The 20,537-nt window shown below is 56.6% G+C and carries 26 protein-coding genes; 17 read left to right on the top strand and 9 right to left on the bottom strand.

What is annotated here, in order from left to right:
* Window positions 1–55: 55 nt before the first annotated feature.
* Genes hflK through PJL69_RS09935 form a run of 3 tightly spaced genes read left to right on the top strand, consistent with a single transcriptional unit; the run spans window position 56 to window position 2,272 of the window.
* Window positions 56–1,189: an FtsH protease activity modulator HflK gene (gene hflK / locus PJL69_RS09945; RefSeq protein WP_271309516.1), complete on the top strand. Its 1,134-nt coding sequence runs from the start codon at window positions 56–58 to the stop codon at window positions 1,187–1,189.
* 1 nt (window position 1,190) lies between these two features.
* Window positions 1,191–2,078 carry a protease modulator HflC gene (gene hflC / locus PJL69_RS09940; RefSeq protein WP_271309515.1) on the top strand — a complete coding sequence of 296 codons (888 nt, stop codon included), beginning with the start codon at window positions 1,191–1,193 and terminating at the stop codon, window positions 2,076–2,078.
* Window positions 2,075–2,272: a DUF2065 family protein gene (locus tag PJL69_RS09935; protein ID WP_271309514.1), complete on the top strand. Its 198-nt coding sequence runs from the start codon at window positions 2,075–2,077 to the stop codon at window positions 2,270–2,272. Before hflC ends, PJL69_RS09935 begins: the two co-directional genes overlap by 4 nt.
* Window positions 2,273–2,331: 59 nt before the next feature.
* Here PJL69_RS09935 and PJL69_RS09930 read toward each other — a convergent pair whose 3' ends face one another.
* Entirely contained in the window at window positions 2,332–3,504 is a 1,173-nt protein-coding gene (locus PJL69_RS09930; RefSeq protein ID WP_271309513.1) for a thiolase family protein, read from the bottom strand.
* Window positions 3,505–3,692: 188 nt separating this feature from the next.
* Here PJL69_RS09930 and PJL69_RS09925 point away from each other — a divergent pair, with 188 nt between their 5' ends.
* From PJL69_RS09925 to PJL69_RS09910, 4 genes are all read left to right on the top strand, one after another.
* On the top strand, window positions 3,693–4,022 hold the full coding sequence (locus tag PJL69_RS09925) for an STAS domain-containing protein (RefSeq protein ID WP_209098677.1): 330 nt from the start codon (window positions 3,693–3,695) through the stop codon (window positions 4,020–4,022).
* Between the two features lie 33 nt (window positions 4,023–4,055).
* A complete protein-coding gene (locus PJL69_RS09920; RefSeq protein ID WP_209098675.1) occupies window positions 4,056–4,490 on the top strand; it encodes an ATP-binding protein in 435 nt (144 codons plus the stop codon).
* Window positions 4,491–4,657: 167 nt separating this feature from the next.
* A complete protein-coding gene (locus PJL69_RS09915; protein WP_271309512.1) occupies window positions 4,658–6,235 on the top strand; it encodes a gamma-glutamyltransferase family protein in 1,578 nt (525 codons plus the stop codon).
* 4 nt (window positions 6,236–6,239) lie between these two features.
* Entirely contained in the window at window positions 6,240–6,626 is a 387-nt protein-coding gene (locus PJL69_RS09910) for a rhodanese-like domain-containing protein (protein ID WP_271309511.1), read from the top strand.
* Between the two features lie 51 nt (window positions 6,627–6,677).
* Here the strand turns inward: PJL69_RS09910 and hspQ are convergent, their stop codons facing one another.
* Window positions 6,678–7,004, bottom strand: coding sequence for a heat shock protein HspQ (gene hspQ, locus PJL69_RS09905; protein WP_209098669.1), 327 nt, complete (start codon window positions 7,002–7,004; stop codon window positions 6,678–6,680).
* A gap of 83 nt (window positions 7,005–7,087) precedes the next feature.
* Here hspQ and PJL69_RS09900 point away from each other — a divergent pair, with 83 nt between their 5' ends.
* From PJL69_RS09900 to PJL69_RS09880, 5 genes are all read left to right on the top strand, one after another.
* Window positions 7,088–7,969 (top strand): AEC family transporter, encoded by an 882-nt coding sequence (locus PJL69_RS09900; RefSeq protein WP_271309510.1) that lies wholly within the window; start codon window positions 7,088–7,090, stop codon window positions 7,967–7,969.
* A gap of 77 nt (window positions 7,970–8,046) precedes the next feature.
* Window positions 8,047–8,634, top strand: coding sequence for a transglycosylase SLT domain-containing protein (locus PJL69_RS09895; RefSeq protein WP_209098665.1), 588 nt, complete (start codon window positions 8,047–8,049; stop codon window positions 8,632–8,634).
* A 240-nt stretch (window positions 8,635–8,874) separates the two neighbouring features.
* On the top strand, window positions 8,875–9,030 hold the full coding sequence (gene hemP / locus PJL69_RS09890; RefSeq protein ID WP_209099140.1) for a hemin uptake protein HemP: 156 nt from the start codon (window positions 8,875–8,877) through the stop codon (window positions 9,028–9,030).
* Window positions 9,031–9,041: 11 nt separating this feature from the next.
* Entirely contained in the window at window positions 9,042–9,539 is a 498-nt protein-coding gene (locus tag PJL69_RS09885; protein ID WP_271309509.1) for a hypothetical protein, read from the top strand.
* Window positions 9,540–9,756: 217 nt separating this feature from the next.
* Window positions 9,757–11,181, top strand: coding sequence for a Do family serine endopeptidase (locus PJL69_RS09880; protein WP_271309726.1), 1,425 nt, complete (start codon window positions 9,757–9,759; stop codon window positions 11,179–11,181).
* Window positions 11,182–11,233: 52 nt separating this feature from the next.
* On the opposite strand, the gene PJL69_RS09875 is transcribed toward PJL69_RS09880, so the two are convergent.
* Window positions 11,234–11,797 carry a peptidoglycan-binding domain-containing protein gene (locus tag PJL69_RS09875; RefSeq protein ID WP_247743507.1) on the bottom strand — a complete coding sequence of 188 codons (564 nt, stop codon included), beginning with the start codon at window positions 11,795–11,797 and terminating at the stop codon, window positions 11,234–11,236.
* Between the two features lie 225 nt (window positions 11,798–12,022).
* Here PJL69_RS09875 and PJL69_RS09870 point away from each other — a divergent pair, with 225 nt between their 5' ends.
* Together PJL69_RS09870 and PJL69_RS09865 are read left to right on the top strand one after the other, a co-directional pair.
* A complete protein-coding gene (locus PJL69_RS09870; protein WP_209098661.1) occupies window positions 12,023–12,346 on the top strand; it encodes a 2Fe-2S iron-sulfur cluster-binding protein in 324 nt (107 codons plus the stop codon).
* Window positions 12,346–13,080, top strand: coding sequence for an FG-GAP repeat domain-containing protein (locus tag PJL69_RS09865; protein WP_271309508.1), 735 nt, complete (start codon window positions 12,346–12,348; stop codon window positions 13,078–13,080). Before PJL69_RS09870 ends, PJL69_RS09865 begins: the two co-directional genes overlap by 1 nt.
* A gap of 17 nt (window positions 13,081–13,097) precedes the next feature.
* Here PJL69_RS09865 and PJL69_RS09860 read toward each other — a convergent pair whose 3' ends face one another.
* Window positions 13,098–13,709, bottom strand: coding sequence for a LuxR C-terminal-related transcriptional regulator (locus tag PJL69_RS09860; protein ID WP_209098659.1), 612 nt, complete (start codon window positions 13,707–13,709; stop codon window positions 13,098–13,100).
* A gap of 75 nt (window positions 13,710–13,784) precedes the next feature.
* On the bottom strand, window positions 13,785–15,047 hold the full coding sequence (gene purD, locus PJL69_RS09855) for a phosphoribosylamine--glycine ligase (protein ID WP_271309507.1): 1,263 nt from the start codon (window positions 15,045–15,047) through the stop codon (window positions 13,785–13,787).
* A gap of 83 nt (window positions 15,048–15,130) precedes the next feature.
* On the opposite strand from purD, the gene xseA reads away from it, so the two are divergent.
* Window positions 15,131–16,657, top strand: coding sequence for an exodeoxyribonuclease VII large subunit (gene xseA, locus PJL69_RS09850; RefSeq protein ID WP_271309506.1), 1,527 nt, complete (start codon window positions 15,131–15,133; stop codon window positions 16,655–16,657).
* 3 nt (window positions 16,658–16,660) lie between these two features.
* Here xseA and PJL69_RS09845 read toward each other — a convergent pair whose 3' ends face one another.
* The gene (locus tag PJL69_RS09845) at window positions 16,661–17,062 is read right to left on the bottom strand and encodes a hypothetical protein (protein ID WP_271309505.1); all 402 of its coding nucleotides are present in this window, start codon (window positions 17,060–17,062) and stop codon (window positions 16,661–16,663) included.
* Window positions 17,063–17,101: 39 nt separating this feature from the next.
* The gene (locus tag PJL69_RS09840; protein ID WP_271309504.1) at window positions 17,102–18,133 is read right to left on the bottom strand and encodes an alkane 1-monooxygenase; all 1,032 of its coding nucleotides are present in this window, start codon (window positions 18,131–18,133) and stop codon (window positions 17,102–17,104) included.
* A 219-nt stretch (window positions 18,134–18,352) separates the two neighbouring features.
* Between PJL69_RS09840 and rpmG the strand changes: the two genes are divergently transcribed.
* Entirely contained in the window at window positions 18,353–18,520 is a 168-nt protein-coding gene (gene rpmG, locus PJL69_RS09835) for a 50S ribosomal protein L33 (protein WP_007814563.1), read from the top strand.
* Window positions 18,521–18,632: 112 nt separating this feature from the next.
* Window positions 18,633–19,160: a GNAT family N-acetyltransferase gene (locus tag PJL69_RS09830; protein WP_271309503.1), complete on the top strand. Its 528-nt coding sequence runs from the start codon at window positions 18,633–18,635 to the stop codon at window positions 19,158–19,160.
* A 71-nt stretch (window positions 19,161–19,231) separates the two neighbouring features.
* On the opposite strand, the gene PJL69_RS09825 is transcribed toward PJL69_RS09830, so the two are convergent.
* Both PJL69_RS09825 and PJL69_RS09820 read right to left on the bottom strand, forming a co-directional pair.
* Window positions 19,232–20,008 carry a Bax inhibitor-1/YccA family protein gene (locus PJL69_RS09825; RefSeq protein ID WP_209098651.1) on the bottom strand — a complete coding sequence of 259 codons (777 nt, stop codon included), beginning with the start codon at window positions 20,006–20,008 and terminating at the stop codon, window positions 19,232–19,234.
* Window positions 20,009–20,248: 240 nt separating this feature from the next.
* Window positions 20,249–20,458: a DUF1127 domain-containing protein gene (locus PJL69_RS09820; RefSeq protein ID WP_271309502.1), complete on the bottom strand. Its 210-nt coding sequence runs from the start codon at window positions 20,456–20,458 to the stop codon at window positions 20,249–20,251.
* Between the last annotated feature and the right edge of the window lie 79 nt (window positions 20,459–20,537).

Genomic DNA, 20,537 nt, shown 5'->3' with positions numbered 1-20,537 from the left:
ACCCTCAGGTTTGTAGGGTACGCCAATGACGATACGTAGAGAGGGAAGATCCCGTATGGCAGGTAACAATGGCGGCCCCTGGGGAGGGGGCGGCAATAACCAAGGCGGCGGCGGAAATCGCGGCAACAACAATGGAAATGGCCAGCGCCCGCCACAGGGTGATGGGCCACAGATCCCGGACATCGATGACCTGATGAAAAAAGGTCAGGATCAGCTGCGCGTCCTTATGGGCGGTCGCGGTGGTCAAGGTGGCGGTGAAGGCGGCTCCGGCGGAACCGGTGGTCCGCGCATCAGCAAAGGGATGCTGTTGGTTGGCGCTGTGGCTGCTGTTGGGCTTTGGCTGTCTGCCAGCCTCTACCGCGTGCAGAACTTTGAGCAATCTGTCGAGTTGTTCCTTGGCGAATACTATCGCACCGGCACCGAAGGTTTGAACTTTGCGCCTTGGCCTCTGATCACGCGTGAAGTTCTGCCAGTGACACGCGAACAGACCGAAGATATGGGCGGTGCGCGTCGCGGCGAAGATGGCTTGATGCTGACTAGCGATGAAAACGTTGTGGACGTTGATTATCAGGTTGTCTGGAACATTGCGGACCCCGCGAAGTATCTTTTCAACCTGCGTGATCCGCGCCAAACCATTCAGGCTGTTTCTGAATCAGCGATGCGTGAGATCATTGCACAGTCTGAGCTGGCACCCATCTTGAACCGAGATCGTGGTGTGATCGCAGATCGTCTGCAAGAATTGATCCAGGACACTTTGGACAGCTATGACAGCGGCGTGAATATCGTGCGTGTGAACTTTGACCGTGCTGATCCGCCGTCGACTGTGATTGATGCCTTCCGCGATGTTCAGGCGGCTGCACAGGAGCGTGACCGGTTGCAGAACGTGGCAGATGCCTATGCCAACCGTGTTCTGGCGGAAGCCCGTGGTGAAGCGGCGCAAGTTCTGGAAGAAGCTGAAGGTTACCGTGCTCAGGTCGTAAACGAAGCGGAAGGTGAAGCCTCTCGCTTTAGCGCGGTACGTGAGGAATATGCGAAAGCACCGGAAGTGACACGTAAGCGTCTCTATCTGGAGACGATGGAGCGTGTTCTTGGTGAAGTGGACAAGATCATCATCGAAGAAAACGGCGGGTCAGGATCAGGCGTTGTGCCATATCTGCCGCTGAATGAGCTGCGCAAGGGGAGCAACTGATATGAACAAGTCCACATATCTTCTGCCCGTCATTGTGATCGCTATTGCGGGCATTCTGTCTTCGATTTTCATCGTGGATGAACGTGAGAAAGCACTGGTGCTGCAATTTGGTCGCGTGGTCTCTGTGAAGGAAGACCCGGGTTTGGCCTTTAAGATCCCTCTCATTCAGGAAGTGGTGCGCTATGATGATCGCATCCTTTCGATTGATGTGGGGCCAATCGAGGTGACGCCCGCAGATGACCGCCGTCTCGTGGTTGATGCGTTTGCCCGGTACCGGATCGCAGATGTTGAACAGTTCCGTCAGGCTGTTGGTGATGGCGGCGTTGGCATCGCAGATCAACGTCTTGATCGTATTCTGACCGCTGAAACCCGTGAGGTTTTGGGTACTGTGTCCTCCAAAGACATTCTGTCCACCGATCGTGCGGCGTTGATGCTGCGCATCCGGAATGCGGCAATCACGCAGGCGCGTGCGCTGGGTCTGGATGTGATTGACGTGCGTCTGAAAGCGACGGATCTGCCACCACAGAACCTTGAAGCGACCTTTGAGCGGATGCGGGCGGAACGTGAGCGTGAAGCAACTGACGAACGTGCACGTGGTAACGAAGCCGCACAGCGCGTGCGTGCGCAGGCGGATCGTACCGTTGTGGAGCTGGTTTCTGAGGCGCGTCGTGAAGCGGAAATCATCCGCGGTGAAGCGGACGCCAACCGGAACGCCATTTTTGCAGATGCGTTTGGCGCGGATCCGGAGTTCTTTGAGTTCTATCGGTCGCTGACTGCTTATGAGCGCTCCTTGCAGGGGTCAAACTCTTCGATGGTGCTGTCACCTGACAGTGAATTCTTCGAATATCTGCGCTCTCCAACGGGCGCGGCACCGGCGGCTGGCCAGTGATCGAAACCCTGTTTCTGGCCCTTGGGCTGGTGTTGATTGTGGAGGGGCTGGTGTACGCACTGGCCCCTTCCATCATTGAGGGCCTGCTGGCGGCATTGCGGGCGTTACCGATTGAGCAACGGCGTTACATGGGGCTTGCCGCACTTGCCCTTGGGCTGGCCTTGGTTTGGGTAGCCAAAGCGCTCGGCGCGTGAACTCGATGTAGGGTAATGGACGGGGCCGCGTGTTTCACATGCGGCCCCTTTTGCTGCCCTTATGGGCGCTCTATCGCGATGGCTGTGCCCTCGCCGCCGCCAATACAAATGGCCGCGATGCCGCGCTTAAGGCCACGTTTTTCCAAAGCATTCAGCAATGTCACCATGATGCGGGCGCCGCTAGCGCCGATGGGGTGGCCAAGCGCACAGGCGCCACCGTTTACATTCACAATGTCACGGCTCAGGCCCATCTCATGCATGAAGGCCATGGGCACGACGGCAAAGGCCTCGTTGACCTCCCAAAGGTCGACCTCCTCTTTCTGCCAGCCGATCTTTTCAAGAAGCTTTTGTGCGGCGGGGACAGGCGCGGTTGTGAAAAGGCCGGGCGCTTGGGCATGACTTGCATGACCCACGATGTGCGCGCGTATGTTGAGGCTCTGTTGCTGTGCCGCTTCCTCAGAAGCCAGAACCAAGGCCGCGGCGCCATCTGAAATCGACGAGCTGTTGGCCGGTGTCACCGTTCCCTCTTTTCGGAAAGCTGGCTTCAGATGTGGGATCTTTTCAGGTCGGGCGTTGCCCGGCTGTTCGTCTTCACCGATTTCAACAGTGCCTTTGCGTGTGGTGAGGGTGACGGGGGCAATTTCACCGTCAAAGGCGCCAGATTTTTGCGCCTCAAGTGCATTGGACAACGATTTAAGTGCGTATTCATCCTGCGCTTCACGGGTGAATTGGAAGCTCTCGGCGCAGTCTTCGGCGAACGTGCCCATCAGTCTGCCTTTGTCGTAGGCGTCTTCCAAGCCATCGAGAAACATGTGGTCGATGACCTGGTGATGGCCGATTCGTGCACCCGAGCGCATCTTGGGCAAAACGTATGGGGCGTTGGTCATGCTCTCCATGCCGCCCGCGATCATGACGTCGCGATCTCCAAGTGCAATGGAATCAAATGCCATCATCGCGGCTTTCATGCCAGAGCCGCACATTTTGTTAAGTGTGGTGGCGGGAACCTCCTCGCCGAGCCCAGCACTAAATCCGGCTTGGCGCGCGGGGGCCTGTCCCTGACCAGCCGGCAGAACGCAGCCCATCAAGACCTCATCAGCGGTGTTGGCTTGCGCGTTTTTCAGCGCCGCCTTGATGGCCGTTCCGCCAAGTTCAGCGGCGGTCACATCTGCAAATGCGCCTTGAAAACCGCCCATAGGGGTGCGCGCGGCCCCTGCGATCACAACGTTTTTCATCACGTGCTCCTCATCTGTGATGGCATTTCCTTGTGCTTGGCTTTGGAGGGTAAATATTGCAAGGATGTTTCAGGCTGTTGAGTCAGAAATGGCACGCCGCCGAAACAATTGACGAACAGAAGCGCTCATAACTTGGTAAGAAATTCCGAATAGTGTTTCCTGAGGACGAAAGTTGAAGGAGACGTCTTATGAATCTGTCGAGCAAGACAGAAGGCGGAGCATTGGTTGTATCGGTTCACGAAACGCGTATCGACGCGTCCGTTGCGATTCAGTTCAAAGATCGTATGCGGGAAGAAACTGAGCAGGCCACCGGTCGGGTGATCCTGGATTTGTCCGAAGTCGATTTTATTGATTCCAGCGGTTTGGGCGCGATTGTCGCGGCGATGAAGCAGCTGGGAGGAGAGAACCGTCTGGAGCTCTCTGGCTTGAATGAGAACGTAGATAAAGTGTTTCGTCTGACGCGTATGGACACGGTGTTCCGGATCCATGAGACGCTTGACGAAGCCTTCGTAGAATGAACTGAAATTTGCAAAGCTGGGGCACACAATAGAGTGACCAATTCGCAGGCTGATATTCACATCGAGCTTAAGGGCACGCCGCAAGAAGTGCGCAACGCCCTCGAAACGCTCCGGCAGAAGCTGACAGCGGAAGAATTCGCAGCTTGCAATGCTGGTGTGCTTGAACTTGTGCTCGCAGAAGTTTTGAACAACGTTGTCGAGCATGCGCTGGCTGGGCGCAATGACGGCCAAATTGTCATCAGTTGCAATTACATCAATCAATGCTGGCAGGTTGAAGTCCGCGACAATGGCGTCGAAATGCCTGGCAATGAACTTCCAAGTGGTATCATGCCTGACCTTGGTGGCGATATCGCCGATTTGCCAGAAGGTGGTTTTGGTTGGGGGCTTGTGCGGTCGCTCGCGCAGGATATTGACTACCGCCGCCGTTCCTCTGGCTACAATCAGCTGAAGTTTTCCGTACCGGACTGATCCACCTGGTAATTTGCTCCCCGCTTTTCCAGCTGGCAGAGCGCGCCTTTGGCGCGACCCATCGGAAATCGCTACGTCTTTCGTCGTAGCGCCGCACTCCGTGATCAGCAGTTGGTTGCATTGTCGGTTGTGGGCCGTAACATCCCTTAACAAGTGAGGGAGAGTTTATGAGAGATTTTCATTTTCCGGGAAGATCCGCGGTGATGGCAACCAATGGGATGTGTGCCACGTCCACACCGCTGGCGGCTCAGGTGGCGGTTGATATTCTGCGCAAGGGCGGCAATGCGATGGACGCGGCGATCGCGGGGTCCGTGTTGCTTGGTATCTGTGAACCTGCATCGACAGGCATTGGGGGGGACTGCTTTGCGCTGATATCTCCGGCGGGAAGTGACGAGGTGTTTGCCTTCAATGGATCTGGTCGAGCACCAGCTGCCGCCAATGCGGCGGAATTGCGCGCGCGTGGCCTTGAGGCTGTCCCGCTCTTTGGTGTGGAGGCCGTGACGATCCCAGGGGCGATTGATGGGTTCTGCACGCTCTCTGAGCGATATGGAAAATTGGGCCTTTCTGACAGTCTCGCACCGGTGATCCACTATGCTGAAGAGGGTATTCCTGTCGGGCCAAGAAGTGCGTTTGACTGGCAGCAAACGCAAAGCAATCTTCAGGGGCATGGACGCCGCCACTATTTGAAAGACGGGCAGCCGCTGAGCAAAGGTGACATTTTCAGAGCGCCCGGCCAAGCTGAAGTTTTGCGGCGCGTCGCGGCGCAAGGACGCGATGCGTTCTATACCGGTGAAATTGCCGAAGATATGGTTGCCACGTTGCACGCGATGGGCGGTGTGCATACGCTCGATGACTTTGCGGTCACGTCTGGCAATGACGCAACACCGATTGCCGGACATTACAAGGGCGCTGAACTGCTTGAGCATCCACCCAACGGGCAGGGGGCGACGGCGATTTTGATGCTCAATATCCTCAGTCATTTCGACGTGGCATCTATGGATCCGTTCGGCGTTATGCGCACGCATATTGAAGCAGAGGCGGCAAAGCTTGCCTATGATGCACGCGATCGCTTGATTGCAGATCCGGACACCACGGCGCGCACGCAGCATATGTTGTCATTGCAAACAGCGGAGAAGCTCGCTGCCTTGATCGATCCGAAACGCGCAATGCCCGCCGCCGCGCCATTGACCGAAGCCGTGCACAAAGACACGGTGTATCTGACTGTCGCCGACAAAGACGGTATGGCGGTGTCGATGATCTATTCGATTTTCCATGCGTTTGGTTCGGGTATCGCATCTGACAAGTTTGGGATCTTGATGCAAAATCGCGGAGGGGGCTTCACATTGAAAGAGGGGCATCCAAACGAAATGCTAGGCGGCAAACGCCCGATGCATACGATTATCCCTGGGATGGTGCGTCGTGACGGGCGTGTGGAAATGCCGTTTGGTGTGATGGGGGGGCACTATCAGCCCAATGGCCATGCACGTGTGCTGTCAAATATCGAGGATTTTGGCATGGATCCACAGGCGGCTCTGGATGCGCCGCGTGCCTTTACCGAGGACGGCACGCTCAAACTTGAGCGTGGTTATAGTGGTTCTGTGAAGCAAGGGCTTGCTGATCTGGGTCATAAGATTGCGGTCCCGGATATGCCGATAGGGGGTGCGCAGGCCATACGGATACATCCGTCGGGCGTGCTTGAAGGGGCTTCAGATCCGCGCAAAGACGGCGCAGCGATAGGATATTGAACATATGTCAATCACACCCATCAAAACATTGGTTGCAAACGCAAAAGCCGAAATTCGCACCCTGTCACAGGAAGACGCTGAAGCGATGGTCGCTGCTGGAGATGCGTTGTTTGTGGACATTCGAGATCCGAGAGAGTTGTCCCGAGACGGATATATCGACGGCGCATTTCATGCACCGCGCGGCATGTTGGAGTTCTGGGTTGCGCCCGACAGCCCGTATCACAAGCCAGAGTTGGCCACAGACAAAACGCTGATTCTTTATTGTGCGAGTGCGTGGCGCTCTGCGCTCTCGGTGAAAGCGCTCCAGGACATGGGCGTCGATAATATCGCCGAGATGGACGGCGGGTTTGGGGCATGGAAAGCGCGTGGTGCGCCGATTGCAACGCAATAGCACAAACGCCGGGTCTTATGGCCCGGCGTTGTCTTCAAGCTTGTCTGCCGCTTAGTTCAGCGCAAAGTGAAGGGGATAAGAGCCATCTTCGAAGGGGCCGAACATTTCATCCAGATCGGGATGTGTGACCGGTTCGCCCGAGTAATCTGCCACCAGATTTTGTTCAGAGACATAAGCCACATAGTAGCTTTGGTCATTTTCTGCGAGCAGATGATAAAATGGTTGCTCTTTGGCCGGGCGGCTGTCTTCTGGAATGGCTTCATACCATTCTTCTGTGTTGGCAAATTCAGGGTCCACATCGAACACGACGCCCCGAAAGGGGTGTACGCGGTGGCGGACCACTTGGCCAAGGTAATATTTTGCGCGTGTTTTTATCATATGTTGCAGCCCCTACCCCTCAAAGCTAGACCCTGCAAGGGGGCTTTGTCCAACGTAAGCCGAATTTTGCTGGGAAACAGTCTGTGAACCTTACCTTAACAGTTTTGGAAATTGTGGCGCCGGTGTTTCTGGTCGCAGGCATTGGATTTGCCTGGGTCAAAGCTGGCTTTGAGTATCGCATTCAGTTTGTGACGCGCCTTGGCGTAAATTTGGCGGTGCCCTGTTTGATTTTTACAGCACTGATGAAAACGCAAGCAGATCTGGGAGATTTGGCGCGGCTGGCTGGAGCAGGTTTTGCTGGCTATTTCGGAATCGGTGCTTTTGCTTGGCTGCTGCTGAAACTCGTCAGACTTGACCTGCGCACTTACCTTGCGCCTTTCATTTTTGGAAATACTGGAAATCTGGGGGTGCCGCTTGCGCTGTTTGCCTTTGGGCAGGCGGGGCTAGAAGCGTCTGTCGTGCTTTTGGCGACTACGGCGCTGCTATCCTTCACATGGGGTATCTGGATAGTGGCTGGTGAAGGCGCGCTGGGCAAAATGGTGCAAGAGCCGATGATCTGGGCGACCTTGCTGGGTGCGTTGTTTCTCTACATGGGGTGGGAAACACCCGGTTTTGTGACCAACACACTTGATTTGATCGGGCAGATGGCCATTCCGCTTATGCTGCTGACGCTTGGGGTGGCGGTGGCTCGCTTGACCCCCGGGCGCGTTTTGATTGCGGTGTGTCTTTCGATTGTGAAGTTTTTGGCCTGCGCCGCGATTGGGTGGGGATTCGCAACGGTTTTTGGTCTGTCGGGCCTTCTGCTGGGCGTGCTGGTCTTGCAAATGGCGATGCCCGTGGGCGTGAGCAGCTATTTGCTGGCAGAAAAATACGAGGCAGATGCGGATGCCGTGGCAGGTTTTGTGGTGGTGTCTACGCTGGTTTCGGTGATTGGTTTGCCACTCTTGCTAACCTTCCTGTTATGACGGCAGATTGTGATTTCCCGTCGCTGCGAAAATCCGTTAGGCTGACAAAAAACATAATATGACATAGCGAGAGGCAGATGAGCAGACTTCTCTTCGCGCTGGTGCTTTTGGGCATTGTGGCCGCCTGTGGTGGCACCGATACCCGTGCGCCCAGCAATTTGGAAAACGCCTGTGCGATTCTTAAAGAACGCCCGCATTTTAAACGCGCGTTTAGTGCAACTCAGCGAAAGTGGGGTGTGCCGGTGCACGTTCAGATGGCTGTACTCTATCAGGAGAGCAAGTTCATCGGGAATGCCCGCACGCCGCATAAATACGCATTGGGCGTATTGCCAATGGGGCGGCAGAGCAGTGCCTACGGATATGCGCAGGCGCTTGACGGCACTTGGGATGAATACCGGCGCGAAACACGCAGCCGAGGTGCGCGGCGAGATGACATTCGGGACGCCACTGATTTTATGGGCTGGTATATGACCGAGTCGCGGGACCGGAATGGCGTTTCGCTGCATGATGCGCGCGCGCAATACCTGAACTACCATGAGGGACATACGGGATACGCTCGGGGGAATTATCGCAACAAACCCTGGCTGACCCGGATCGCGGATGATGTTGCGAGCCGTTCGGCTCGATATCAACAGCAGCTAAAGAACTGTTCGCGTATCTGGTAGGCGCACAATCGTTGCATGAGATCGACACGCAGCGCCCTTTGGGGCGCTGTTTTGTATTGAGGATCATGCTGGAGCCCAGGGTAAGATTTTGACTGCGTCATGTGTGCGTTGCGGAGGCTTTGGAATCCTGGAAGTGTAATACATTTTTGCGGGATTGACATTTCTGACTAAAATAATCAGAAAAGAGTCAGCCACCCAATGGGAAGCCGGAAACTGCCAATGAGGACGCATCCCATGACCATGCAATCACAATCAATCGACTACACCACCAACGCCCTGCCAGTGCATGACGCGCAGGTTTTGACCGGCGAAAACGGCTTGGCTCATATCCGGCTGAATGATCAACTTTATACGCTGCGGATCACACGCGCGGGCAAGCTGATCCTGACGAAATGAGCGCGCCAGTGATGCGGGGTGCTCAACGTGTTGGTTTGCTTGGTGATCTGGATGATGTTGAGCGTCTCGCCGTACGTTGGTTGCGCCACTGGGAGCGAGATCCGGAAGGGCAGGCAGCCCTGGTCACCAGTTTGGGTATGGCATTGGGGCAGGATCGCGCACGCAATGTGAGCGGTGTGTTTGCTGACCTCATGGAAATTGGACAACAATTTGGCCGTCGTCAGCTGTGCCGACATGGGCTTTATTGTGACTGCCTGGGTGCAGATGAGGCGGTGTTTGCACATATCGTTGAAGCCGCGTCTAACGGGGAAACCGAAGATGCAGCGATGTTGGCATCTTTGATTGTCCGGCCTGATATGGCGCTTTGTTTTTCAGGGCTTGCTGCCGAATTTGGCATTGCGCTGGCTGCTTTTGCGCGATCTGTGCCCAAGCACAGAAGGCGCCCGATGCCGAGTCGGCCGTCAACGCGCGAAAGTCACAAGGCTGCGGACCCACGCACTCTTCACTGACGATGAAGGGCTGCGCCTTTTGGTGGCCTTTCACATTACGTTGGTTCACGGTCAATTGTGCCGCTGAGAGGGTCGGGAGGTTGAAACCTGATCGAGAAGGGCACATTCTTCGTAGTGATAACAGGCCCTGCCTGACTCGTTATGAAACACCAAAGGAGAACCGACCGTGTTTTCTGACACACTTACGGACACGCGTCCGTCGCATTCATTTGTGCGCATGACTTTGCTGACGCTGCTGGCGGCGGCGCTCTATGTTGCACAATCTCTTACTGCTCTTGCGCAAAATGATCGCCCGGTCAGTTTTGCTGAGCTGGCTGAGCAAATCAGCCCCTCCGTTGTGAACATCACAACCTCGACCGTTGTCGCTGGCCGCACGGGGCCACAAGGCATTGTTCCTGAAGGGTCGCCATTTGAAGATTTCTTTCGCGAATTCCAAGATCGACAACAGGGACAGGGGGATCGTCCTCGCCGCAGTTCCGCGCTTGGTTCGGGCTTTGTGATTTCTGAAGATGGATTTGTGGTCACGAACAACCATGTGATTGAGGGCGCAGATGAAATCTTGGTGGAATTCTATTCCGGCGAAGAGCTGCCCGCGAAAGTGATTGGCACGGATCGCAACACGGATATCGCGCTTTTGAAAGTCGAGTCTGACACGCCGCTTGAGTTTGTTGAGTTTGGCGACAGCGACGCCGCGCGCATTGGTGATTGGGTGATGGCTATGGGCAATCCCTTGGGCCAGGGCTTTTCGGTGTCTGCAGGTATCGTTTCGCAGCGCGGACGTGCGCTTTCTGGTGCCTATGATGACTACATTCAAACAGACGCTGCCATCAACCGAGGCAACTCGGGTGGCCCGTTGTTCAACATGGACGGCGAAGTGATCGGCGTGAATACCGCGATTCTGTCACCCAACGGCGGCTCAATTGGCATTGGCTTCTCTATGGCGTCCAATGTTGTGACCCGCGTTGTGGATCAGTTGCAGGAATTCGGGGAAACGCGCCGGGGCTGGCTTGGCGTTCGTATCCAAGATGTGACCGAGGACATGGTGGATGCTGTCGACGGATTGCAGGCTGCGGCTGGCGCGATGGTGACAGATGTGCCTGAAGGTCCGGCGCTTGAGGCGGGGATGCAATCTGGCGACGTTATTTTGTCCTTTGATGGCGATGACGTGGCTGATGTACGTGGCTTGGTGCGCAGCGTTGGCAACACCAATGTTGGCAAGACCGTTGATGTTGTGGTGCTGCGTGATGGATCCGAAGTGACATTGGCTGTGACTTTGGGGCGCCGCGAAGAGGCAGAAGGTGCCGTTCCTGCAAGCCAGCCCGCGCCATCTGATGAACCGCAGGAGAAAGAAATCCTAGGTCTGACACTTATGACGCTGAACGATGAAATGCGTGCAGAAATGGATCTGCCAGAGGATATGCAAGGTCTGGTGGTGACGGATGTAGATGAAACGTCCAAAGCCTTTGAGAAAGGACTGCGCTCAGGGGATGTGCTGACCGAAGCTGGTCAGCAGAAATTGCGCTCGATCGATGATCTGGAAGCCCGTATTGCCGAGGCCAAGGACGCAGGCCGAAAATCGCTTCTGCTTTTGGTGCGTCGCTCTGGCGAGCCTCGTTTTGTCGCCCTGAACATTCAGGAATAAGTGACACACTCACGGATCAAGGGCGCCTTTCGGGGCGCCCTTTTTTGTGTGATCAGCTCGCCTCACGGGGGACAGCAACCAATCCCAGTCGCCGTGCGCTCTCTATTGACAAGATGGCGCTGTCGAACCCGCCGGCCTCTTGATAGCGCCGGATGGCTGCGCGGGTGCGTTTGTCCGGCGTGCCGGTGATGCTGCCAAAATAGAGGCCGCGCACCTTTAAGGCGCGTTGCAATGATGCGGTGAACTCTTCTGTCCAAGTCTCGGGGCATGGAGTTTCGAACCAGAGTTCGCGGCGCTCTCGGACGATTCGCTGCTGCGTCTCTGTGCGAAAGATCCCTGGCGCGAGAACTGTGCCATCTGCGAGCACTTCCGGTGGCTGAACCATGATTTGATTGGTGACGGTTTCCACAATGGCCGGGGTCACATCCCGCCCCCAACAACTGCCGGGGCGTGCGGTGGGCGGTGTGCCACTTTGGCCTGCTCTGAGGATGTCTGGTGCGCTGCGGGCCGCAATGTCAGGTGAGGTGGCAAAGCTTTGATCGCAGCCGCCATGAAGCATCAACGCGCTGAGGGCTGTCGCGAGCGCGACAGGTCTGAAATATCGGGTTGCGGGCATGCTCGCGCCTCTTTGTTTGACCCTTTGTAACCCGTTTTCTTTCACGACGAAACTCTGTCGTTTGCCCGAGGGTGGGGGGATCCGGATCAGATTGGCTGTAAACGACCTACGCAAACTGTCGAATTGTCGCTAGGACATGCATTTGTCTGGGGAAAAGGGGCTAGAAGCGGAGCTGTCCGTTGACTAACTAAGAGTGCGAACAGTTTTAAAAAGGAGCCGCCAGACATGGCAAAGATTACCTATGTCGAGCATAATGGAACCGAACATGTGGTCGATGTCGCCAACGGGCTGACATTGATGGAAGGTGCCCGCGACAACAACATTCCAGGCATCGAAGGCGACTGCGGGGGGGCGTGCGCCTGTTCGACATGTCACGTTTACGTCGCTGAAGGCTGGGTGGAAAAGCTGCCAGCAATGGATGACATGGAAGAAGACATGCTGGACTTCGCTTATGAGCCAAATCCGGCAACGTCGCGTTTGACCTGCCAGATCAAAGTCACCGATGCGCTTGATGGCCTCGTGGTGAAAATGCCAGAGAAGCAGATTTGATGATTTTGGCGCAGCGTTTGATTTGGCGCACGCTGCGCCAAGTGCTTTTTGTTGCTGCTGTCGGCTTGGGCGCGAGCACTGCGACAGCGGATATCGTTTCAGCCCGCTACAGTGATGAAACAACACGCTATGCTCATGGGGTGCTTGGTGATGCCATCGAGTATGGCGCACTGGAAATGGTGACGGAGGCGCAGCAAACGGTAAGAATTGTCCTGCCAGAAAGCAACGTTTTTGAAGACATTGCCCCTCGCTTGTTTGACGTAGATCTTGATGGTCATCGAGAAGTGATTGTGGTGGAGAGCAACCAAAGGCGGGGCGCGCGATTGGCGATTTACGATCAGGGCGGATTGCGGGCGGCGACGCCATATATTGGCACGCGCAACCGCTGGCTGGCACCAATAGGGGCGGCGGATCTTGATGGGGATGGCCGCGTTGAAATCGCCTATATTGATCGGCCGCATCTCGCCAAAACGTTGCGCATTTGGCGGTTTGAGCAAGACGTGCTGTCAGAGGTTGGATCGTTGCCTGGATTGACCAACCATCGCATTGGTGAAGATTTCATCTCTGGTGGTGTGCGTGAGTGCGGGGATGGACCAGAGTTGATCACTGCCGACGTCGCATGGCGGCATGTTGTGGCAACAACTTTCGATGGCACAAGGTTGAAGACGCGCAATCTTGGCCCTTTCAAAGGGACGATGTCGATAGACGCTGCACTGGCCTGCACGCCGGGCTGAGCCTCAAGGCAGATTGACTATCTGACAGTGCCATCGCTTGCGGAATAAATATGCCGCGTTCCAATGGCGCCGAGCGATTGAAACAGACTGGTGGTGTTGGACACGCCGAATTTTTTGAGCAGCTTTCCACGGTGGACTTCGACGGTGCGATTGCTCATTTCCAGCTTGAGTGCGATCTCTTTGCTGGTGAGCCCCTCTGCCAGCAGTGAGAACACCTCCCGCTCGCGTCGTGTGAGCGCCTGATAGGGGCGCGTGTCAGAGATATCGGCAAAGCTCCAGACCGCGCGCTGCAGGGGCTCTTCTGGCGTAAAGGTGTGGCCGCGTACCCGACACCAGAACATTTCACCGCCACGGCGCATCATGACACGCTCGTCCCAATAGAAATTTCCTTCGCGCAGTTCCTGCACCCCGCGATTGCGGATGTTGCTGAACTCTTCTTGGGTGGGGTACAGAATCGCGAAAGTGCTGTCTTTCAACGCGGCACGTTCGTAGCGAAACATATCTGCAAAGGTGTCGTTGCAGTCGCGGATGACACGATTTTCCGTGACGACAATGCCGACCGGTGCGTATGAAAATGCCAGTTCGACAAAATTGCCGCTGTCAAAGGCGTCTTCAACTGAAAGTGTCATGGCCGCGCGGTCTCCTCTCCGTGCGGCTGACGATAGAGCGCGCGCCCAGAGGGCGCAACGCTGTGATTTGGCACATCAGAGGGCGCGCCAGCCGATGTCTTTGCGGAAGAAGCCGCCTGGCCAGTCGATGCCGTCGACCATGGCGTAAGCACGATCCCGGGCTTCTTGCAGGCTAGCGCCACGTGCGGTGACATTCAGCACGCGACCACCGGTTGCGGTGATCTGGCCGTTGGCGGCTGTGGTGCCTGCGTGAAACACCATGTTCTTGCTATCAGAGGTCAACGCCTGCAGCCCGCCAATCACGGAGCCTTTTTCATAAGAGCCAGGGTAACCATTGGCCGCCATCACAATGGTGATCGCATGGTCAGCCGCCCAATTCACCTGTGCCTCATGCAGGCGCTCTTCTGCCGCGGCATGCAGCAGATCCAACGCTTGCGCACCCAGACGCATCATCAGCACCTGACATTCCGGATCGCCAAAGCGCACATTGTATTCCACAAGGCGTGGCTGCCCGTCCTTGATCATCAGCCCGGCATAGAGCACCCCTTGATAAGGTGTCCCGCGTTTTGCCATTTCATCAATGGTTGGCTGAATGATCTCATCCAGCGCTTTCTGGGCGATCTCATCGGTTAGAACCGGCGCAGGGGAATAGGCCCCCATGCCGCCGGTGTTCGGCCCGGTGTCGCCTTCGCCAACGCGTTTGTGGTCCTGTGCAGTGCCGACCGGCAGCGCTGTCGTGCCGTCACAGAGGATGAAGAAAGAGGCCTCTTCGCCCTCCATGAATTCTTCGATCACCACTTCCGCACCGGCGCCACCAAAGGCCCCGCCAAACATGTCATCCACCGCGTCCAGCGCGGTTTGCAGATCCATCGCGACAATCACGCCCTTGCCTGCGGCCAGCCCATCGGCTTTTACGACGATGGGCGCGCCTTGGGCACGGATATAGTCTTTGGCGGCTTCTGCATCGGTGAAATGGCCATAGCCAGCGGTCGGCGCGTTTGCGGCGTCACAAATCTCTTTGGTGAAGCTTTTGGAGGCTTCCAGCTTCGCTGCAGCTTGTGAAGGGCCAAACACCAGCACGCCGGCCTCGCGCAGGCGATCGGCCACACCCGCCGCTAGGGGCGCTTCTGGTCCAATGATCACGAAGTCAATCGCGTTTTCTGCCACAAAACTGGCGACGGCGCCGCCGTCTTCGGTATCAAAATCCGCGCAATCAGCGATTTGAGCGATTCCTGCATTTCCCGGTGCCACGATGAGTTTGTCGCACTTGGGGTTTTGCATCACTGCCCAGGCGAGCGCATGCTCACGTCCGCCGCTGCCGAGAATAAGAATGTTCATGTCGCCGCCTTCCGCTTGGCCTTCGCTTGTGGGCGTTCTAAGGTGCGCTGACGCAGGAAACAAGAGAACTGAGCAGCGGCCCAATGTCTGATCTTATTGACGACCCGAGAGACGGCGAAAACGCCCCAGAATTCAGTGTCTCTGAGCTGTCTGGTGCGATCAAACGCATGATCGAGGGTGAGTTCGCCCATGTCCGCATAAAAGGCGAGATTGGCCGTGTGTCGTTCCCGCGCTCCGGCCATGTGTATCTTGACCTGAAAGATGACCGTTCGGTGATTGCTGGCGTGATGTGGAAAGGTGTTGCCGCGCGGATTTCCACCCGACCGGAAGAGGGTATGGAAGTCGTGGCGACCGGGCGTCTGACCACCTTTCCGGGGCAATCCAAATACCAGCTGGTGATCGAAGATCTGAAGCCCGCTGGGGTTGGCGCGCTTATGGCGATGCTGGAAAAACGCAAGGCGATGCTGCAGGCCGAGGGCCTGTTTGCACCTGAGCGCAAGAAGCCGCTGCCTTATCTGCCGGAAATCGTCGGTGTGGTGACCTCGCCCAGCGGGGCGGTGATCCGCGATATTCTGCATCGCCTGCGGGATCGTTTTCCGCGCAAGGTGCTGATCTGGCCGGTTGCGGTGCAGGGTGAGCAATGCGCGCCGCAGGTTGCCAATGCGATTGAGGGTTTCAATAAGCTCTCCCCCGGTGGGGCGATGCCACGCCCTGACCTTATCATTGTGGCCCGTGGGGGCGGCAGTATCGAAGATCTCTGGGGGTTCAATGAAGAGGTGGTTGCCCGTGCCGCCGCCGCTTCCGACATTCCGTTGATCTCCGCCGTCGGCCACGAAACCGACACCACGCTGATCGACTTTGTGTCCGACAAGCGCGCACCCACACCCACGGCTGCCGCCGAACTTGCCGTGCCTGTGCGGCTGGAGCTGCTGGCTTGGGTTGAGGAGCAGGGCGCGCGCCTCACACGCGGGCTGGAGCAAGGTCTGCGCCAACGCGATCAACGCCTGCGTGATCTCTCCCGCGCTTTGCCGCGTGCTGACATGCTGTTGCAAACCCCGCGCCAGCGGCTGGATGCGGCGGCGGATGCCTTGCCGCGCGCATTGCAAGCCGGTGTGCAAACCCGCCGTGTTGTACTTTCGGAAAAGGCCGGTAGCCTGCGCGCCTCCACCTTGACCCGGATGATTGAAAACCGCCGCGAAGCGCTGGGCCGCCGTGCAGACCGCCTGACGCCCGTTGGTCTGCAGCGTGACATCACCCGTCGCCGCGAGAAGGTCACTGAGCTGTCGCGCCGTTTGACCGATGCGGGCACCCGTCAGGTCCAGACGCTGAAGGATCGTCTGGCCTCGCTGGACCGTATGCGTGAAACCCTGAGCTATACCGCCACTTTGGAGCGTGGTTATGCGGTGGTGCGGGGTGATGGCGCGCTGGTGAAGACCTCTGCCGCTGCCAGCGCCGCCAGCTCTCTGGAAATTGAGTTTGCGGATGGGCGTGTCACAGTTGGTGCGGGGGAAGCCCTACATGGGAGTACGCCTGCTGCTGCGCCTGCGAAGGCTCCTGCCAAGTCAAAGCCCAAAAAAACGGATACGCCAGAGCAAGGAAGCCTGTTTTAGCGCTTACACGCCGACCTCGGGGCCAAGGCACAGCATTTCTTCGCCTGCGGGGTCAATTTCATAGAGCACCCGGCCCTCTGCCTCGTTTTCAAACTTGGCGGTGAGGCCGCCGTTGTCTTGATAAAAGCTCCAGCATTGCGGGCTAGGGTTATCTTCATAGACAAAGCAGATCTGCGCGCCGTCCTCAAACCATGCACCCTCTTTGCATTGGCCATCTAAGAAGGACCAGCGCACACGGCGATTGGGCAAATACTCCTCTACGCCATAGCGCTGGCCGTCGGCTTCAAAGAACAGTGTTTTGCCCGTCACATAGGCCTCAAACTCTGCCCCAGACATAGCGGTTTGTGCCAAAGTGGGGCCTGTCAGGGTGAGGTATAAAGCGGTGAGAGCGAGGGCGTGTTTCATGGGTGCAATGCTGCCTGACAACAGCCAATCGTTCCAGTCTCAATCTTGTGTTGTGTTCAGTTTTGCCACTCGAGGGTCCATCACGCGTCGCCACATACGCGGCCAGAGGGCGAGGGTGGCCATCATGGGCAGGGAGCGCGGCAGAATCGGCATGCTTTCTGGGTCTAAACGCAAAGCAGGGTAATCACGCGTCGGGGCCGTGTGGTGGTCCGAATGACGGGGCGCATTCAGCATCAGCGCCGATGTATAGAGCTGCGGCGCGTTCCAGCTGTGTTGCGGCCCAACCGGCTCGGGTTTGCCGTTTTCTTTCAATCCGCGTCTGAGGCCATAGTGCTGCACATAGTCTGAGAGTAAAAGTTGCATGGTGCTGTAGGTCGCGAGCAGTCCATAGGCGAGTACGCCTTTCCAGCCAGCAAGCAACGCAGCCAGAATGATAAAGAAGGCGGTTCCGGCCACATAAACGAAATAGGGATGCCAAGGCGTTGTCTCACGGGTGGCGCGGGCGCGCAGTGTGTTCTCCGCCGCGAGGCCCGCGTTGAAAGATCCAAACCATGCGCGTGGCCAAAAGCGATAGAAGCTTTCACCTTTGCGTGCGGAGTTGGGGTCTTTGTCGGTCGCGACCCAGATATGATGCACTTTTGTGTGTGCGGATGTGTGGTGCCCAAAAACAAGAGAAATATAGACCCACATGCCCAGCCAGCGTGGAAAGCGGGCGGCGTTGTGAATGAGTTCATGGGCGTTGGCATTGCTGACCTGTCCAAAGAACAATCCAAAGGCAGCAAAGACGCAGATTTTAGCGCCAAGACTAAGGCCGGTCAGCCCTGCAAGCGCGGCAACAGCGATGGCCATCAGGGGGAAGTGCAGTATGCCAAGGATAAGCGACAGTTGCAGGCCAGATGGGAATTCTCCATCCGCGCCGGATTTGGCGGCAGCGCCTTTGACCAAACGGTCCATCACATGCACAAGCGCGCCCATATAAACGACTGCTGCAACCGCCCAGAGGCCACCCGCCAGCCCGGCAAAAGCCAAAAGGGCGACGGGAATCGTTGTCGCAATCCAGAACCAAGTCATGCTGTTTTCCCCATATCAGAGCGCCAGCCCTTCATATCTGGAGGAAATTATCCCTTCGATAACGCGCTGGAAAGCGCTTCCAGATAGGAAATTGGTGGGCTTGCCATTTTTCTTTGAGGATTCTGGGGAAATCCCATTGACTCAGGCAGAGCCATCATTAAAAGGCGGGCTTCAAGAGATTTTCACGGGGTAGCTGTACCCCGGCGCAGGAGAAACACAATGGCGAAGCCGACGACCATCAAGATCCGTCTGAACTCGACCGCGGGCACGGGCCATTTCTACGTGACCAAGAAAAACGCACGTACCATGACCGAAAAGATGGTCGTACGCAAATACGACCCGGTGGTGCGCAAGCATGTCGAGTACAAAGAAGGCAAGATCAAGTAAGATCCCCCTCTAAGACACATGCAAAAGCCGCGCCACACCAGGCGCGGTTTTTTGCTTTAGGGGAGCCGCGCCTGAAAGAACAATAAAACAGTTTCCTTCAGGAGGGTCCCCAATGCCCCACCCATTTTTCATTCGCCCTGCCAAAATTGGCGATAGAGACGCGCTCTGCGCTCTGTATCAGCGTTCATACCCCGAGCTTCTTACCGAGCATTACACGCAAGATGTATTGGAGGGCGCGCTGCCCTTATTTGGTGAGGCGCAGGAGTCTCTGCTGGCGTGCGGCACATACTTCCTCGCGGAATGCGCTGAAACCGATGCGGTTGTCGGTGCTGGTGGCTGGACTGATCTGTCTCCTGCACGTGGTGTCAGCGGCACCAATCTTGGTCATGTGCGCCACGTGGCGACACGGCCTGACTGGCTGCGTCGCGGGGTAGCGCGGGCGTTGATTGATGTGACCTTGGCCTCTGCTGAGGCACATGGCATGCGCCACATGAGCTGTCTGAGCACATATACAGCACGTGCGTTCTACGCTTCGATGGGGTTTGAGGAGGCCGCTGAGATTGAGTTGACGCTTGCGCCCGGCGTGCATTTCCCTGCGGTTCAAATGACGCGCAGGCTGGCCGATCCCATGTTGGCGTGATCTCGGTTGTGTATCAAAAGAAAAGGGCCGGTCACAGTGACCGGCCCTTTGTCATTCAAATAAGCAGCGCTTTACTCGCGGTTGCCGAAGAGCTGCAGCAGCATCATGAACATGTTAATGAAGTTCAGATACAGGCTGAGGGCGCCCATGATGGCAGATTTGCCAAGCCACTCGCTGTCGCCGTGGTGTGCGTGCGCGAGATAGGTGTTTTTGATGTTCTGCGTATCGTAAGCTGTCAGGCCCGCGAAGATCAAAACGCCGAGTACTGAGATTGCGAACGCCATGGCGGAAGATGCCAGGAAGATGTTCACGATCGATGCGATGATGAGGCCGATCAGACCCATGATGAGGAACGTGCCGATGGGGCCAAGGTCACGCTTGGTGGTATAGCCGTAAAGCGACAGCCCTGCGAAAGCGATGGATGTGATCAGGAACACCTGGACGATGGATTCGCCGGTGAACATCAAGAAGATGGAGCTGATCGACAGGCCCATGACAGCAGCGAAGATGTAGAAAACAGTCTGTGCGGTTGCAGCTGACATGCGATTGATCGCTGCGCTGAAGCCAAACACAAACAGCAGGGGCGCAAACATGATCACCCATTTCAGCGGGGAGCCGTAGATTGCGTAGCCAAAGGAGGTCAGATACTGGTCTGCGCTCAATTGGGCGGCGGCGCCAGATGGATCATTCGTAACAGCCAGGCCGGAAATCGCCCAAGCCGCTGCGAATGTGATCAGCATGCCGACGGACATCGTGCCGTAGACTTTGTTCATGTGGGCGCGCAGGCCCGCGTCAATATCCGCTGAGCGTGCGCCAACAGCGCCGCGCAGTGTTTCAAATTCAGCCATTTCAGCCTCCGATTAAGTCGTTCCTTCCCCACAACGCGTGTTTATGGGGTGTCCGGTGTAAATATCGGTGAGCAGGCGTCTGAATTCAAGGATTTCCGGCATCAAGGGGCCGGAAAGCCGTGCCTTTTTTGAGGCGCTTTGCGTCGATTTTTTTCAACTTTGGGTTTGGCCGTGTTGCCCATCATGATGGGTTTCCTAAAGTGCACGTGATCGACATGCAAAGCGCCGTGTGTTTGCGCGTTAGCCTTTCCAATGGGCTGGTACGTCCCAAGCGGAGCGTCGCAGCTCTGCTTGGACATCAGCTTCGGTCAGGCCAATGTCTTCAAGGGCGCGAGAATCGAGTTTTGCGAGTTTGCTGCGTTGACGACGCACCGCGAAGATCTGAGCAATGCGAGAGAATAGAGAAGGGCGTGAACCGGAAGGGGTCGCGGATGTGGAGATGAAAGCCATGAGTCGCTCCTTTCTTGAATTGCGATTGTTTTCGTGGTCTGCATCAAATTACTTGATGTATATGGCTGTGTGGGTGTAT

It is taken from the genome of Shimia sp. MMG029 (assembly GCF_027947445.1).
Lineage (GTDB): Bacteria > Pseudomonadota > Alphaproteobacteria > Rhodobacterales > Rhodobacteraceae > Shimia.
Note: the sequence above shows the minus strand (reverse complement) of the source record. Positions and strands in the feature narration are given on the sequence as shown.

Bases quoted from the DNA above. Each gene is read 5' to 3' on its own strand.
- hflK (WP_271309516.1), top strand. From the start codon at position 56: ATGGCAGGTAACAATGGCGGCCCCTGGGGAGGGGGCGGCAATAACCAA.
- hflC (WP_271309515.1), top strand. From the start codon at position 1,191: ATGAACAAGTCCACATATCTTCTGCCCGTCATTGTGATCGCTATTGCG.
- PJL69_RS09930 (WP_271309513.1), bottom strand. From the start codon at position 3,504: ATGAAAAACGTTGTGATCGCAGGGGCCGCGCGCACCCCTATGGGCGGT.
- PJL69_RS09925 (WP_209098677.1), top strand. From the start codon at position 3,693: ATGAATCTGTCGAGCAAGACAGAAGGCGGAGCATTGGTTGTATCGGTT.
- PJL69_RS09915 (WP_271309512.1), top strand. From the start codon at position 4,658: ATGAGAGATTTTCATTTTCCGGGAAGATCCGCGGTGATGGCAACCAAT.
- PJL69_RS09910 (WP_271309511.1), top strand. From the start codon at position 6,240: ATGTCAATCACACCCATCAAAACATTGGTTGCAAACGCAAAAGCCGAA.
- hspQ (WP_209098669.1), bottom strand. From the start codon at position 7,004: ATGATAAAAACACGCGCAAAATATTACCTTGGCCAAGTGGTCCGCCAC.
- PJL69_RS09895 (WP_209098665.1), top strand. From the start codon at position 8,047: ATGAGCAGACTTCTCTTCGCGCTGGTGCTTTTGGGCATTGTGGCCGCC.
- hemP (WP_209099140.1), top strand. From the start codon at position 8,875: ATGCAATCACAATCAATCGACTACACCACCAACGCCCTGCCAGTGCAT.
- PJL69_RS09885 (WP_271309509.1), top strand. From the start codon at position 9,042: ATGCGGGGTGCTCAACGTGTTGGTTTGCTTGGTGATCTGGATGATGTT.
- PJL69_RS09880 (WP_271309726.1), top strand. From the start codon at position 9,757: ATGACTTTGCTGACGCTGCTGGCGGCGGCGCTCTATGTTGCACAATCT.
- PJL69_RS09875 (WP_247743507.1), bottom strand. From the start codon at position 11,797: ATGCCCGCAACCCGATATTTCAGACCTGTCGCGCTCGCGACAGCCCTC.
- PJL69_RS09870 (WP_209098661.1), top strand. From the start codon at position 12,023: ATGGCAAAGATTACCTATGTCGAGCATAATGGAACCGAACATGTGGTC.
- PJL69_RS09865 (WP_271309508.1), top strand. From the start codon at position 12,346: ATGATTTTGGCGCAGCGTTTGATTTGGCGCACGCTGCGCCAAGTGCTT.
- PJL69_RS09860 (WP_209098659.1), bottom strand. From the start codon at position 13,709: ATGACACTTTCAGTTGAAGACGCCTTTGACAGCGGCAATTTTGTCGAA.
- purD (WP_271309507.1), bottom strand. From the start codon at position 15,047: ATGAACATTCTTATTCTCGGCAGCGGCGGACGTGAGCATGCGCTCGCC.
- xseA (WP_271309506.1), top strand. From the start codon at position 15,131: ATGTCTGATCTTATTGACGACCCGAGAGACGGCGAAAACGCCCCAGAA.
- PJL69_RS09845 (WP_271309505.1), bottom strand. From the start codon at position 17,062: ATGAAACACGCCCTCGCTCTCACCGCTTTATACCTCACCCTGACAGGC.
- PJL69_RS09840 (WP_271309504.1), bottom strand. From the start codon at position 18,133: ATGACTTGGTTCTGGATTGCGACAACGATTCCCGTCGCCCTTTTGGCT.
- rpmG (WP_007814563.1), top strand. From the start codon at position 18,353: ATGGCGAAGCCGACGACCATCAAGATCCGTCTGAACTCGACCGCGGGC.
- PJL69_RS09830 (WP_271309503.1), top strand. From the start codon at position 18,633: ATGCCCCACCCATTTTTCATTCGCCCTGCCAAAATTGGCGATAGAGAC.
- PJL69_RS09825 (WP_209098651.1), bottom strand. From the start codon at position 20,008: ATGGCTGAATTTGAAACACTGCGCGGCGCTGTTGGCGCACGCTCAGCG.
- PJL69_RS09820 (WP_271309502.1), bottom strand. From the start codon at position 20,458: ATGGCTTTCATCTCCACATCCGCGACCCCTTCCGGTTCACGCCCTTCT.